At 42.1% G+C, this 15264-nt stretch carries 11 protein-coding genes; 7 read left to right on the top strand and 4 right to left on the bottom strand.

Annotation, left to right across the window (positions count from 1 at the left end):
* Positions 1-56 precede the first annotated feature (56 nt).
* Complete coding sequence (locus J5A56_RS07550; RefSeq protein WP_021672450.1) at positions 57-1298, bottom strand: M16 family metallopeptidase; 1242 nt, start codon at positions 1296-1298, stop codon at positions 57-59.
* A 140-nt stretch (positions 1299-1438) separates the two neighbouring features.
* Here J5A56_RS07550 and J5A56_RS07545 point away from each other — a divergent pair, with 140 nt between their 5' ends.
* The 3 genes from J5A56_RS07545 (at position 1439) to J5A56_RS07535 (ending at position 4180) form a co-directional block, all read left to right on the top strand.
* A complete protein-coding gene (locus tag J5A56_RS07545; protein WP_036920142.1) occupies positions 1439-2377 on the top strand; it encodes a carbohydrate kinase family protein in 939 nt (312 codons plus the stop codon).
* Positions 2378-2458: 81 nt separating this feature from the next.
* Positions 2459-3649, top strand: a complete 1191-nt coding sequence (locus tag J5A56_RS07540) for an FprA family A-type flavoprotein (protein ID WP_021672448.1) — start codon at positions 2459-2461, stop codon at positions 3647-3649.
* A 12-nt stretch (positions 3650-3661) separates the two neighbouring features.
* The gene (locus J5A56_RS07535) at positions 3662-4180 is read left to right on the top strand and encodes a TIGR00730 family Rossman fold protein (protein WP_021672447.1); all 519 of its coding nucleotides are present in this window, start codon (positions 3662-3664) and stop codon (positions 4178-4180) included.
* Between the two features lie 378 nt (positions 4181-4558).
* Here J5A56_RS07535 and J5A56_RS07530 read toward each other — a convergent pair whose 3' ends face one another.
* Positions 4559-6439, bottom strand: a complete 1881-nt coding sequence (locus J5A56_RS07530) for an IS1634 family transposase (RefSeq protein ID WP_211815584.1) — start codon at positions 6437-6439, stop codon at positions 4559-4561.
* A gap of 532 nt (positions 6440-6971) precedes the next feature.
* On the opposite strand from J5A56_RS07530, the gene J5A56_RS07525 reads away from it, so the two are divergent.
* Positions 6972-7520: a hypothetical protein gene (locus J5A56_RS07525; protein ID WP_021670603.1), complete on the top strand. Its 549-nt coding sequence runs from the start codon at positions 6972-6974 to the stop codon at positions 7518-7520.
* Between the two features lie 158 nt (positions 7521-7678).
* On the opposite strand, the gene J5A56_RS07520 is transcribed toward J5A56_RS07525, so the two are convergent.
* The gene (locus J5A56_RS07520) at positions 7679-10264 is read right to left on the bottom strand and encodes a beta-N-acetylglucosaminidase domain-containing protein (RefSeq protein ID WP_021670602.1); all 2586 of its coding nucleotides are present in this window, start codon (positions 10262-10264) and stop codon (positions 7679-7681) included.
* Between the two features lie 310 nt (positions 10265-10574).
* Positions 10575-11804: an MFS transporter gene (locus tag J5A56_RS07515; protein WP_021670601.1), complete on the bottom strand. Its 1230-nt coding sequence runs from the start codon at positions 11802-11804 to the stop codon at positions 10575-10577.
* A 493-nt stretch (positions 11805-12297) separates the two neighbouring features.
* Between J5A56_RS07515 and J5A56_RS13500 the strand changes: the two genes are divergently transcribed.
* The 3 genes from J5A56_RS13500 (at position 12298) to mnmG (ending at position 15187) form a co-directional block, all read left to right on the top strand.
* Positions 12298-12588, top strand: coding sequence for a hypothetical protein (locus tag J5A56_RS13500; RefSeq protein WP_021670600.1), 291 nt, complete (start codon positions 12298-12300; stop codon positions 12586-12588).
* Entirely contained in the window at positions 12539-13039 is a 501-nt protein-coding gene (locus tag J5A56_RS13495) for a transporter (protein ID WP_231370782.1), read from the top strand. The genes J5A56_RS13500 and J5A56_RS13495 overlap by 50 nt, the downstream gene beginning before the upstream one ends.
* Before the next feature lie 276 nt (positions 13040-13315).
* Positions 13316-15187, top strand: a complete 1872-nt coding sequence (gene mnmG, locus J5A56_RS07505; protein WP_021670598.1) for a tRNA uridine-5-carboxymethylaminomethyl(34) synthesis enzyme MnmG — start codon at positions 13316-13318, stop codon at positions 15185-15187.
* Positions 15188-15264 lie beyond the last annotated feature (77 nt).

Below are 15264 nucleotides of genomic sequence, written 5' to 3'. Positions count from 1 at the left end.
TGTTATAGAAATAATCGTGCCAAAAGCACTTTTCTAAACGAAAAGAGCAATGTCAATTATATGTAAATCAACTTTGTAAGTCGCTCTTCTGGGAAGAGTTCGCCAGCAACCGCTTGTATCTCTTCAGCCGTAATGGCATCAATATTGCGATAAAGTGCAGTGATATCTTTCTTCCAACCATAGTGTAGGAAACCTTTACCAAAGTCTAATGCGAGGTTTTCACGGTTATCACAAGCTATGCCGATCTGTCCTTTTATCTGTTGCTTGGCTACTGATAACTCGTCAGCCGTCAAAGGAACGGACATGAAACGGTCGAGTTCAACACGTACAAGTTGCATACATTCGTCTAAATCATCAGCATCACAGCCAAAGTAAATTCCCCAAATACCTGTTGAAGGATAGCTTACCATTGAACTGTCTACCGTATAAACAAGTCCTCTACGTTCGCGCAGTGCAAGGTTGAGGCGGGCACTCATCCCTGGTCCGCCTAAGATGTTATTGAGCAAGTAGAGTGCCATACGTCGTTTGTCGTGGATACTGTAAGCACGATTACCAATCATTACGTGAGCCTGATGGGTTTGTTTGTCAATCTTTACTATTTGAGGCTGATATTCTTTCAATGGAGGAAGGGCTGTTTCTACAGGCTTTTCGGTTTCACCTTTCATCTTTACCTTTGAGTTGTTTTCTTTCTCTAATAGGCTAATGAGATGGTCGAAACCTATATCTCCATAAACAAAAAACACCGAATTCATCGGGTTATAGTATTTCTGAGTGAAGCGGAGTGCATCCTTTGTAGTGAAGTTTCTAACACGTTCTGCTGTGCCAAGAATACTATGCCCTAAAGGATGTCCTCGGAAGATGATATTCTCAAATTCGTCATAAATCAATTCTGCTGGGCTATCGTTATAAGATTCTATCTCGTCACAGATTACTTCCACCTCTTTGTTAATCTCCTTTTGTGGGTAGGTGCTATGGAAAACAATATCCGTCAGAAGGTCTATCGCACGTGGGAGATGGTCCTTCAGAATGACTGAATAATAAACCGTATCGGTCTTTGTTGTAAAAGCATTGAGGTCACCACCCACTTGTTCAAGACATTGGATTACATCTATTGCCGTGCGCCGAGTGGTACCCTTAAAAGTAACGTGCTCACAGAAATGAGCTATCCCTTCCTCGTTAGGTAGTTCGTTGGCTGTCCCGACGTTGACTTGATAGCCACAATAGACCACTGGTGAGGTCGTTGGAAGGGCTATGATACGTAGTCCATTCTCTAAAACTGCAGTTTGATATCTTGTCATAGAGTGCAAAATTAAGAAAAAAGAATGAAAAGTAATAGACTTTAATGGAAAAGAAAAAAGAACTCATTTCATTTTGTAATACGCCTAAATTTCAGTACATTTGCACAACTAAAGTGAGACACAACATAATTCACAATAAAATGCGAAAAGTTATAGGTATAGGTGAAACCGTTTTAGACATCATCTTTAAGGATAATAAACCAGTTGAGGCAGTTCCAGGAGGTTCTACCTTTAATGCTATTACTTCATTAGGACGCTGCGGTGTCAATGCGTCGTTCATATCAGAAGCTGGTAATGACCATGTCGGGAAATATATTATTGATTTCTTAAAGAACAATGGTGTGAATGCTGACAATGTTTCAACCTTTCCTGACTCTAAATCACCTGTTTCATTGGCTTTTCTCAATGAGAAGAATGATGCTGAATATATCTTCTATAAAGATCATCCTCACGACCAGTTAGAATTTACCTTTCCTGATATACAACCCGATGATATCGTGCTTTTTAGTTCCTTCTATGCGGTGAATCCAGTAATTCGTCCGCAAGTAGTAGGGCTGCTTGACTATGCTCGTTCACATGGCGCAATCATCTACTATGATGTTAATTTCCGTCCTGCGCATAAGGATGAGGTTATCAGGATTACGCCTAATCTAATTGAGAACCTTGATTATGCTGATATCGTTCGTGGAAGTCACGAGGACTTTGCTACAATATACAAGAAGGAAGATGCTGACAAGGTTTATAATGCAGAGATATCCTTCTATTGTAAGCAATTCATCTATACGCAGGGTAGTCAGCCTGTAGAAGTGCGCTGTGGAAAGGAAATAAAGAAGTCATATCCAGTACTTGACACAGATGTTGTCAGTACAATAGGTGCTGGTGACAACTTTAATGCTGGTTTCATCTTCGGTATGTTGAAGTACGGAATTACTCACGCTGATCTCGAAAAAGGTTTGTCAGAGGAGCAGTGGGATAAACTCATCCACTATGCGTTGGCGTTTTCTGCAGATTGCTGCAAGGACATCTTCAACTATGTAAGCAAAGAGTTTGGTGAGAAGATGAAAGAGGGGGCTTTATAATTAGTCTTATTTACCTAATAAGCCCAATTAGCCTAATAAGCCCAATTAGCTTTAAAAAGAAACTAAAAAAATAAAAATAAAATGATAGAAATTGCTGATAAAGTTTATTACGTAGGAGTTAACGACCGTAACAAGAACCTCTTTGAGGGATTATGGCCGCTGCCTAATGGCGTTAGCTATAATTCTTATCTTATTGACGATGAGAAGGTTTGCCTTATCGATACAGTTGAAGTTGACTTCTTTACACAATTTATAGAGAAACTACGTGAGGTGTTGGGTGACCGACAGATTGATTACCTGGTCATCAATCACATGGAGCCTGACCACTCTGGTTCACTTGCCTTGCTCCGTAAATATTATCCTAACATTCAGGTTCTTGGCAATAAGAAGACCTTTGATATGATGTCTGGTTTCTATGGCGTTAAGGAGAATACTATCGAAGTCAAAAATGGCGAAGAGTTGAGTTTAGGTAATCATACCCTGCAGTTCTTTATGACTCCAATGGTTCACTGGCCAGAAACGATGATGACACTTTGTAAAGGCGAGCTTTCTCACCTCTTTACAGGCGATGCTTTCGGCTGTTTTGGTGCATTAAATGGCGGATTCATCGATCAGGAAATTGATACAGATTGGTGCTGGTTGGAGATGGTTCGTTACTATTCTAACATTGTTGGGAAGTACGGAACACCTGTTCAGAACGCATTGAAGAAGCTTGCTGGTATCCATATCGACTATATCTGCTCTACTCATGGACCAGTATGGCACAAGTATGTTGACAAGGTTGTTGGACTCTACGACCGTATGTCTAAGTATGAGACAGAGCCAGGTTTGGTTATTTGCTATGGTACAATGTATGGCAATACTGAGCGTATGGCAGAACAGATTGCACGTTCAGCGTCTCTTGCTGGTGTAAAGAACATCCGCCTATACAACGTTTCTAAGACTCATCATAGTTATATTCTCCAGGACATCTTCCGCTTCCGCGGCTTGATTGTTGGTGCTCCTACTTATAATGCAGGACTCTATCATGAGATGGATGTACTCTTGCAGGAGGTTGCTAACCGCGATATCAAGAATCACCTTATTGGTTGGTTCGGTTCTTATTCATGGGCTTCAAAAGCTGTTGCAGCCATCGGTGAATGGAATGAAAATCACCTCCACTTCGAGAAGGTAGGCGAACCTGTAGAGATGAAACAGGCACTCACTCCTGAGATTAAAGAAGAGTGCAACCGCTTAGGACGCGAAATGGCAGCTAAACTCTTAGGAGAATAGTAATAGAACAGAATGAATATAGCAGTATTTTGTTCGGCAAACAATAACATTGATCCCGACTACTTCCGTGCTGCGGAAGTGTTGGGACGATGGATTGGGGCGAATGGTCACACCCTTGTCTATGGTGGGGGCAATAGCGGTCTGATGGAATGTATCGGTAAGGCGGTGCATGAAGCAGGCGGACGCACTGTCGGAGTCATTCCTCGCATTATGGAAGAAGGACGCAGGGTGAGTGATTATGTTGACGTAGAAATCCCTTGTGAAGACCTATCGGATCGTAAAGCAATCATGATGGAACGTTCTGATGAGTTCTATGCACTACCTGGAGGTATTGGAACAATTGACGAAGTCTTTACTGTTGCATCAGCTGCTACTATTGGTTATCACCACAAGAAGGTCACACTCTGCAATGTAAAAGGTTTTTGGGATAGTCTAATAACCCTACTAAATGACCACCAGCAAAAAGGTATGATACGTGGTGAATACCACGATTATATAGAGATAAAGAGTATCGACGACTTTAATAGATAATCATTTTTCAAAATTTATTTTACAGATACTTTATAATACAAAAGAAAGCAATAATAGGCAATAAACGTGTTCATTTCATATTCTACAACAAAAATGAATACGTTTACAATACCTTACGGCTATTTTACACTCCACTTAGTCTACAAAGCAAGTAAGAATGCGAAAATAGAAGTTGCACATACCACGAAAATTAAACGAAAACTTTCAGCGTTGTATCATAATTTTAATTCATCAGTAAAGTGGAATAAAAAGATTAGCACTGTCTGGTAAACCATTCCCATATTAGTTAAGCATTAGCGTATTACTATTTGTCATTAACCCAAGTTTAACCCCCACTTTCGCCTATTTCTTGCAGTGACCGTACTTTCCTCGTTTTTCTTATGGGCTCTGTGTCCTACAAATTTTATTCTTTTTGTATGGTGAGTGTTTTAAGTTCAGCTTATCGTATATCTGTTTTGCTTGCTTCGAAGGACTACTACATTGGCGCATCTCGATGTTCTCACCTAATGGATTCTTCCCTTTTGTTGTGACGAGCTTCTGGGTGCTCATACGTCGTACAATCTCGGTCCAGTAACAGGATTCTCCTTCTCGTTTTAATTGACAACGGATGGTGTTTACCACCCAATAGGCTAATAAACCGAAGAAGAGGTGTGCGTCGCTTCTCTCATCTTTCTGATGATAGATAGGACGGAGGTTGAGATCATTCTTTAGTTGCCTGTTCGTGCATTCTATCTCACGAATGAGATTGTAGTATTCCCATGTCACGCGCTCATCAAGTGCCCTGACATTGCTGCGAAGGAAGTATACTCCGTGACCAGATTCCATTGCCGAGAGGTCTTTTATCTCCCAGTCTATGCGCAGCATCTGCTTGGGTTTCTTCTCATCTTTTATGTAGCTCATCTGATAGAACTTCGCTATAGATGGGTACTTCTGTATGGCACGTCCTGTACGTTCAACAACCTTTTCAAAGGTTTTCGTTCCACCTTTCTTGGAGATTCCATCGTTTATTCTCTGCAGTTCCATCTCAAAACGCTCTCTCCAGACCCTGTTCATGGACGACTCTGTCATAGCTTTCGAAGGAGATGTTATTTCGAGATAATAATCCTTGTCATCCTCTGTCTTAACCTCTTTCAGCGTTATCTTCTGCCGACGGGCATCCATTACCGTAACACTCCTGTTATCATCACTGAGTGTATAGTCCTTCATTTTCGTACGAGATACGCAGAGATAATTGTAACCTTTTCTTTTAATCAGCTCCAAGTTCTCTTCCGTGGCAACACCTGCATCCATGACAACGAGCGTATCCTTTGTCCGTGATGGCTTCCTCTTTGCCAGCGTGTCAATCATATCGGGCAGAGACTTGGGGTCTGCTGTATTACCCTCCAAGATAGAAGAATAACGTATAAAACCTTCTTTATTGATACATAGTGCAAGTACAAGTAGCTTACAGTCAGAGCGTTTTTCTTTTGACCGGCCGAACTTGGCCTTGTTGCTGTTACGCTTGCTGCCCTCGAAATAGAAGTTGGTTAAGTCGAAGAGCATCAACTTGTTGTCTATCTTAAAGAGGTCGTCAGTAACGTTGCACAGATGACGCTCTAACTGTTCCTTTAGTTCATATAATTTGTCAGTGACTTTATACAGAGAATTGATTCCTGGTGTCCAGCCAGGAACTCCACTATAAAGTTCACCAGCAGCTGAGTTATCGCGCAAATAATAATAAGACGAACGTTCAGAAACTGCATATACTGTGCGAACTATCAATGCTGACAAAGCCGTGTGTATCGTATTCTCCGTCCAGCCATTTCTGCGCAGGAAACCCTCTAATTGCAGCTTGTCTATCGTCTGCTTGCAGAGCCACTCAGCACCGACATTCCTTGCGTCAGTATATTTTGCCGTCTCAAGGTCAACGTAGTTCTCATATTTTCTCAGCGACTTCTGCTCTTCCTTGTTAAACCTATCGATTCCACCTTCTTTCTCCATACGGCTCCACCATTCGTCAGCCTTTGCCTGTTCAATAGGAGTAAGTCCGTCAAGATGTTCCTTGAAAAGCGAGGGTGTACTTCTGTTTTTGAAGCGTTCGGTAAGTGCGTATGCAATTTTTCGAACCTGTACGGCAGTAAGTGAAGGTTCAAAACCGATGTTCAACAAAATTAGCGAATGTACATGACCCTGCACGTCACGATATGACTCCTTGATGCGATAATAAGGAGCCATGTCGCCTGTTGCAGGGTTGAATCGTGTCTGTACATTTGCGTGCATGAGTGCAAAGTAACAAAATAATTTTGATATGACGGTGTCCTACAAATCGGATTTTACACCTCGTTACAATACCCTATGCTTGATTATCAATCATTTATAAAATTGATACTACACAAAACATCCCGAATATTTATGAAAAATATTTTTGCCAGTTAAACTTGGGTTAAGACCCTTTCTTCCCGTCTTAAGTCGATGTATTGTTACCTAGCACATGCCGTGCGATTGGTAAGCACCAATAGTGCGGAGCGTTAACACCAATGGTGCGGAGGGCTAAACACCTTGTAGAATGTTACCAAAGTGGAGGCAACTTGTTGTTAGAAAGTACCGAAAACTAAGTCAACCTATCTAAAATCTATCCAACGTTTGTTTATTTAAAAACTATTATCTACATTTGCAGCAATATCAATGTTACTTTACAAGAACAGCAACAAAACAGCTATTATTCACAAACAAAAACAAAAAAAACATTTATTGAATTCAAACATTCACAGAATTCTAATGAATGAATGTATCAGCATTAAAGAATTAAGCAATGAAAAAGATTATTTTAAGCTTATTACTTACATTGTCCTGCATAGCTGCCAACGCACAAGATAACAACTTGGACTACAAGAGCAAACCAGCTTTTTTGAATTCAATGTTCAACAAATGTGGAACCAAAAAGCGTCTACCTATGGACGCTTATGCCAACCTCCATATCGTTGTGGGCAAGACAATCGCCGTCAAGGGTAAAGCTCCAGAAGCATACTTCTTCACTGTTAAACCTGACGAAGATGACGTATGCGACAAATTCTTTAAGATTTATAACGCTCATTTTAACGGCGTAAGCGTACAATACAGTACCTATGCTTATGCTGACGTATTATGTCTGACTATCAATAAAGAAGATTATCATATAAACGATTTTTATGGTGCCTGTGATTCACATATCAAAAACTTGAAGCATCAATATAAGAAGACTAAGACTGGAGAAATCCTAACTTTGACTTGCACCAAGGACATTCCTATGTTTAGTGACAATTCCAATCGCACAGTTACCTTGAAGAAAGGTTCAGTGTTAACCTTTAACGTAAAGAAATGAATTCAGTCTTAATCGTCTTATTTCTCAGTTTATCATTCACTCAACCATATCACAAACAATAGGGACAAACGCCATCGTTTGTCCCTATTTCTATTTATTGTTGTCTTTTAACAAGCAACTTGTCTACTTGTAGACTCGTCAACTCGTCAACCAACAACTTACTTCTTCGGAATAATCTCAAATACTTCTGCATTGCCAATCAGCTCCATACGCGTTACTTTCTTTGCCATATCAACAGTGAAGAAAGGCTTATTAGAAGTGAATTCAGCCTTTAGCTTGTTACGCTTATCATACTGGCAAACGCGGACAGAACCGCCCTCTGGCAATGAAAGCATGAAGGTGTAAGAAGTCATACCATTTGGAACCTCGAATGAAACAGCACCTGTATTCTTGAAAGATGTACCAGGCTGATGATCGAACGCAAGAAGAACATCGCTTGCTCCAGCCTTAGAATTCTCAAACTCAAGCGAAGCTGCACCAGCAGGTACCACTACGAACGAACGAATAGAAGCCCAGTTCTTACGGTCTGAGTCGAGACGACGCAAACGAATATAACGTGCTTGCACTGGTTCGCCCTGCCAAAGGATATCATATTGGTTCTTCATGTCGCCCAACATGGTATTCCATGTCTTGCCGTCAACAGAATATTCAAGTGCTGCATGGTCGTAGAAGTCGCAATCATCAGTAGAGTTACGTCCCTGAAGGATATGCACCTCACGTACTGCCATTGGTTCAGGGAGGGCAACACCCATCCAGTCACCAGCCTTCTGAGCTTCACCAGAGGTGTAATGTGTTATGCTGTCGCCATCGAACATCAAACCAGCTTGGGTAGTTTTAAGATTCTTATAAGAACCGATACCACGTAGTGTGAATGCCTTTTCGCCTGAAAGCTTCTCATAGAAGGCATCACCGAGGTCGTCCATAGCGAAGTCATAGAATGGCTGTAACTTCATAGTACCCGACTTATGAGCCTCGTAAGCTTTCTTATCTTCCGCAGACATACGGCTCTTAACATACTTACTCCAGAACTTCAAGTTATCACCACTACGATAGAGGTCCATCAATTCGATAGCATTCTTACCACGTTCGCCTAACTTAGCAAACTCTGTCAGCCAAGGTTTTAGCTCCTTTATCAAGAGATTATCAGTGCAACCAGCCTCAATCTCAGCAGGTGCTTTAGCCACACGTTCAAACTCCTGATAGAGTTTATCACGCTTTTCCTTTGTATATTCAGCTAAACGGAAGGTCTCTGTTTCCCAAGATTCGTCACGACGATAGCCTGTCTCTGTGTCGGCAGAATGGATAGCAAAGGTGCGGTAAGCACCCTTTGCACGTGGCATCATTACTTCCAAGCCACGTTCCCAACTGTCGATTGGGTTATAATCAGATGGATTCCATGTATAATCAGCTACACTATAGAGAGAGAGTTTTGAAGCTTCTCCATGCTCCATTGGGTTGCTGACGAGTCCACACATATCCTTCTCGGTGAGTGATGTATCTAAACCATAAACAGGGCCTTGCAATACAAGGTTGCGAACATAGTCTGTTACGGCATAGTTCCACCAGAAGAAAGCAGGACGCTTGATGCGACTGTCGACCCAATCGAGTGTACTCTTTGTCACATCGCTACAAACAACATCGCCTGTCCAGAACACACGTACAGATGGGTCGAGGGTCTTACCATAGATGCTCAATGGTCCGTTCTCGTCTGCCTTTGCCCACAACTTAGAATAGTCTGTAGGACAAATAATCAGCGGAGCAACGTCGCCCTTCGCCTTTACAAACTCCTTTGTCAAACGATTCAACAACTCAACTTGTCGGTTAGGGTTGGTTCCCTCGCCTGAAATATCATCAAAGAAGATAGCAAATGACTTCACACCAGCTTGATACATGAGGTCAAGTTTGTGCATAAGATTCTGATAGTCTTCCTCGTTCCACTTGATATCCTTACCTGGATGAATAGCCCAAACGAAGTCTACACGGTTCTTCTTGCAGGCTGCAACAAGTTCCTTGATGTCCTTCATCTCATTCTCTGGATAAGGCAGACGCCAGTTAGGAGAACTGTGATAAGGGTCGTCCTTTGGTCCATAGATATAAGTATTCATCTTGTACTTACCGTAGAAGTCAATCAACGAAAGGCGCACAGCGTGTGACCATGGTGTACCATAGAAGCCCTCAACAACACCACGATAGGCAAATACCGGTGCATCATTGATTTCCAAACAAGGAAGTTTCTTACCGCCTTCTACGGATGGATTCTCCATAATCTGGCGCAAAGTCTGTATGCCATAGAACACTCCTAAGTCATTAGCAGCCTGAAGTGTGATTCCCTTCTTAGTAATTTTCAGTGTGTAGGCACCGTCAGCAGTAGCACCACTCTGACCATTCTTATCCATAACCACTGGTATCTTTACTAATTGTATCTTCATTGGAAGACCCTTATCAGCACGAGAAAGGAAGTTCAGGTCAGTCCAATAGTCCCAACTCTGCTTACGAGCAGGCTGCGGTTGGTCAAGTTTAACACCACCACTGATGTCTACTGTTCCCTCACCTGTCAGTTTCACGTAACGTGGTGTAGGATTAATAACGAGTCCCTGATGGTCAATCTTCTTACCAGGAACAGGATTAACTAACTGCACTTCCGAACGCTGACTGCCTAAATCGAAGTCATTATCCTGTGCATGAGCTGCCGTAAGGGCACACATGCCCAAAGCGAAGGTCACTAAAAGTTTCTTTTGTTTCATGTAGGTTTTTAATATTTGGTATCCGACCTGCCCATATACTTTCGTATTAAACAAGCCGAGGATTAAATAGTAATATGATTGCTTCCCTTTCTAAAGAAAAGGGATTCTACTTGCAAAGATAAGGAATTAAAATGAATTTCACCCATTAACTGATAGCAAAAAGCAAAGAATAGGGATTTCTTTAGCTAAAGAATGAACCTCTAACTATAGCCTTTCCAAACTATTCTTTGCTTTTTTCATTGCCTAAGATAGCCCTCACATTGTTGCCAAAGTGAATTTATTAAAAGCGAAGGCTAAGCAAACATGCAGCTTACTCACGCTTCATCTTTGGCAAATAGACGGCTATAATACCTAACAATGGGAGTAATGTGCTTACTTTAAAGACAAAGAGAATACTCGTCTGATCGGCTAACCAACCGAAGAAGGTACTTCCAAGTCCACCAAGACCAAATGAAAGTCCATAGAAGATTCCGGCTATCGTACCTACATGATTAGGCATGAGGTCGGTTGCATAAACCAATATTGCTGAAAAGGCTGATGCTATAATGAGTCCGATGATGGCTGACAAGATGATTGTTCCAACAAGACTACCCACATATGGGAGCATGATTGTGAAGGGTGCTGCCCCAAAGATAGAGAACCATATCACGTATTTACGTCCGTAGCGGTCGCCTATCCAGCCTCCAAGAAGGGTTCCGACAACTTCTGCTGCTAAGAAAACAAATAGGCAGAGTTGGGAAGTTTGAATAGATACCCCAAACTTCTCTATCAGAAAGAAGGTGAAATAGCTAACCATACTCTCTGTATAAAAGTTCTTGGAGAACATCAATACGAAGAGGATAAATACAAATCCATAAATCTGATTACGTGTATATGCCTTTGCTGTTGTCCATCTTGCCCTACTCCGTTTACGAACGACCTTTAATTGTTTTACATGCCATTTTCCTATATAAATCAGTATAACGGCTAAAAGAAGGGCTATAAACGCAAACCAGCGTACACCACTCAAGCCGACTGGTATCACTATCAGGGCTGCAAACAATGGTCCTGCTGCAAAGCCGCCATTGCCTCCTACCTGGAAAATACTTTGTGCTAAACCATTGCGACCACCAGAGGCTTGCTGTGCTACTTGCGACCCCTGCGGATGGAAAATAGAAGAGCCTAATCCGAACAATGATACAGATAATAAGATGACGAGGAAACTATCGGCATACGAAAGCATAAAGATTCCTATAAGCGTGAACACCATACTCACAGGCAACTGCCACCAACCATGATGCTTATCAGCATAAAGTCCGACGAAGGGTTGGATGATGGAAGAGGTTAACTGTAGTACCAACGTTATGATTCCGACTTGAAAGAAGGATAATCCAAACTCATCTTTCAACATCGGATAAATTGCTGGGAGCATCGAATGCATTGTGTCATCTAACAGATGACAAAAACTTATCGTGAGCAGAATGCCTAAGGCTGTACGTTCCTCGTTTCCTTCTTCTATCTTATTACTTAGCTTCATTGGTCTGTTTTTATCTCCGAACATGCAAAGGTACATATTATCTTCATAAACAAAGAATGCAAACTTGTATAACTATGAAGCATCAACTGCTTTTTACAAGTTGAATTTCATCTATTGACACAAGTCTCTCTTTATAGGGTGTGGAGCCTCCGCACCACACGTGCGAGCCGTTAGCACAATATGTGCGGAGTATCAGTACGATGATAGAAAGGGACAGAATGGATAGCTATTAGTCGTAAAAAAGATAGCAAAACGCCATTGGTTTTGGCAGATAAAGAAGACTTTAACCATAAAATACGCTTTTTCAAACGATTAATGCGTATCTTTGTAGCTGATATGACATTCCCCTATTTGAAGATGAGCGTAAAAAGATAATATTACGGATAAGGGACTGTAATCCACAATAAAACAAACTAAAACATTATCAACAAGTAAGAAGACTATGATAGCCTATCTTAGAAGTGGTTTAAGGAGAACTTTTTGCCTATCTTTCCTTACGTTCGTTTCCGTTCATTCAATGGCACAAGACACTGAAGATTATTCGCCAGATGCCCCTGGTGCTACGACAGGTGTCGGGATTATGCCACAAGGAAAGATTGACTGGGAAACGGGTATCGGACTTGAATGGGACAAAAGAAACGGTGAACACGCACGTACTTTCACAATCAATACATCTATGTTTCGTCTTGGACTGAATCCACAAGCAGAGGTAAGACTACAGATTGATGAATGTATAACTCATACGCCTGAAGGGAATTTTGGGGGGTATTGCGAATGCCGCTATTGGTACGAAAATCAAGGTTTATGAGGGTGGGAAGATACTTCCTAAGGTTACTTTTATGGGTACGATGCTCATCCCTGGCGGTAGTAACGCACACTATCTGCCCAAGCATTTGGGCTTTCAAGCTCACCTCTTGTTCGAGAACGAGCTGAGTAGTAAGTTCACCTTAGGCTATGACTTGGGAGGAGAATGGAACGGAGACACTGAGAGTCCTGACCTTTTCTTTGGTGCTAACCTCACTTATCAACCATCAGAGAAATGGAGTTTCTTCGTTGAGAGCTATAATAGATATAACTCAAAACGACAGGACGATTGGGCTAAACCAGGACAAGACAGCCACTTCAACTTTATGAGTGAAGTCGGAGTGGATTATAAGGTTTCACCACGACTGCACTTAAACACTTTCTACGACATATCTTTCAACGAGTTCTCACGATATAGTAATATTGGTTTGGGCATTGCGTGGCTACTGAACTAAAAGAAAGGGAAATTGAGAGAGGAACTCTTTTAGTTCTTCCGTTAAATATGTCTCACCTAATTACATTTATCATGTTGTTTATCCCCCTTTGTAAAACCATCTCATTGGGGGTAATCATACCATGTATGTGGATTAATCTCATTCTATTAACACTCTACGCATTTAACGGAAGAACCACTTTTCTATCTATTATATAGGTATAATTCGATTTTATTTCTTAATTTTGTATCGTTATAAATTAGGGGTATTGTGCCCCTATACTTTTGTAAAAAGACGATGAAATTCAAGTATGATGTACTTGTTATCGGCGGTGGACACGCAGGTTGTGAGGCTGCTACAGCAGCTGCCAACATGGGTGCAAACACTTGTTTGGTAACAATGGATATGAATAAAATCGGTCAGATGAGCTGTAACCCTGCCGTTGGAGGTATAGCTAAGGGACAGATAGTCAGAGAGATAGATGCTCTTGGGGGGTACATGGGATTAGTAACCGATGCTACAGCGATTCAGTTTCGTATGCTGAACCGCTCAAAGGGACCTGCTGTTTGGAGTCCACGAGCGCAGTGCGACCGTGGCAGATTTATCTGGGAATGGCGCACAATACTCGACCATACGGATAACCTTGACATCTTTCAGGATCAAGCTGACGAATTGTTAGTAGAGAATAGTAAGGTATTGGGTATCAAAACGATATGGGGTATTGACATCTACGCACGTACAGTGGTTATCACTGCGGGAACCTTCCTCAACGGACTGATGCATATCGGTAAGCGAAAGGTGGAGGGTGGACGATGCGCAGAGCCTGCTGTTCACAACTTTACAGAGAGCATTACGCGCCATGGTATTCGTGCTGATCGCATGAAGACGGGTACGCCTGTGCGCATTGACCGCCGTTCGGTCCACTTTGATGAGATGGAACCTCAACCGGGAGAGACGGACTATCATCAGTTCTCTTTCTATGGTCCGCATCGCCATCTACCACAGTTGCCTTGCTGGACGTGTAACACGAACGCGGAAGCACATGAGGTGTTGCGACGTGGAGTGGCTGACTCTCCCCTATTCAATGGGCAGATTCAGAGTACAGGTCCACGCTACTGCCCTTCGATTGAGACGAAACTCGTCACCTTCCCTGACAAGAATAGCCACCCACTCTTCCTCGAACCAGAGGGCGTAGAAACAAATGAAATGTATCTGAATGGCTTTTCTTCAAGTATGCCTTGGGAGGTACAGTTGGATGCTATACATAAGATTCCTGCCCTGCGTGACGCTAAAATCTATCGCCCTGGCTATGCTATCGAGTATGACTACTTTGATCCAACACAGCTAAAGCAGTCGTTGGAGTCGAAAGTCATCGAGGGTTTGTTCTTTGCTGGGCAGGTAAATGGTACAACGGGATACGAAGAAGCGGGCGGACAAGGCTTAGTGGCGGGTATTAATGCTGCCCTACTCTGTGCTGGCAAAGAGCCTTTTGTAATGAACAGAGACGAAAGTTATATCGGTGTGTTGATTGATGACCTTACAACGAAGGGTGTTGATGAGCCTTACCGTATGTTTACTTCGCGTGCGGAATACCGTATTCTCTTGCGCCAAGATGATGCAGATGCACGACTGACGGAGCGTGCTTATAATATAGGTATAGCCAAAAGGGAGCGCTACGACTGGTGGATGCAAAAGAAGGAGAATATCAACCGTATTCTTGATTTCTGCAACAACACTTCGGTTAAGCCTGATGTTGTAAACGGTTTCTTGGAGCATTTGGGTACATCTCCTATCAAGGGAACAACGAAGATAGTTGACCTTGTTGCACGTCCACAGGTTAACTTCGAGAATCTTTCAGCTGTTATTCCAAGCCTTAAAGAGGCGATTGAGGCTTCGCCTAACCGCAAAGAAGAGATTGCTGAAGCAGCTGAAATCAAGCTAAAATACAAAGGCTATATCGACCGAGAGCGTGTATTCGCTGAAAAGATGCGTCGTCTTGAGGATATTAAAATCAAAGGACACTTCAATTACAGTGAGCTGCACGACCTCTCAACAGAGTGTCGACAGAAGTTAGAACAGATTCAACCAGAGACGCTCGCACAGGCAAGTCGCATTCCTGGAGTGAGTCCAAGTGACATTAATGTGCTGCTTGTCCTCATGGGAAGATAACTTTCTTAGATTTGAAGAGACCTAAAATGTGAACAAAAAAGGCTGTTTCAGAAATTCAAAAGCACCTCGTTTCACGT

Source organism: Prevotella melaninogenica (assembly GCF_018128065.1).
Lineage (GTDB): Bacteria > Bacteroidota > Bacteroidia > Bacteroidales > Bacteroidaceae > Prevotella.
Note: the sequence above shows the minus strand (reverse complement) of the source record. Positions and strands in the feature narration are given on the sequence as shown.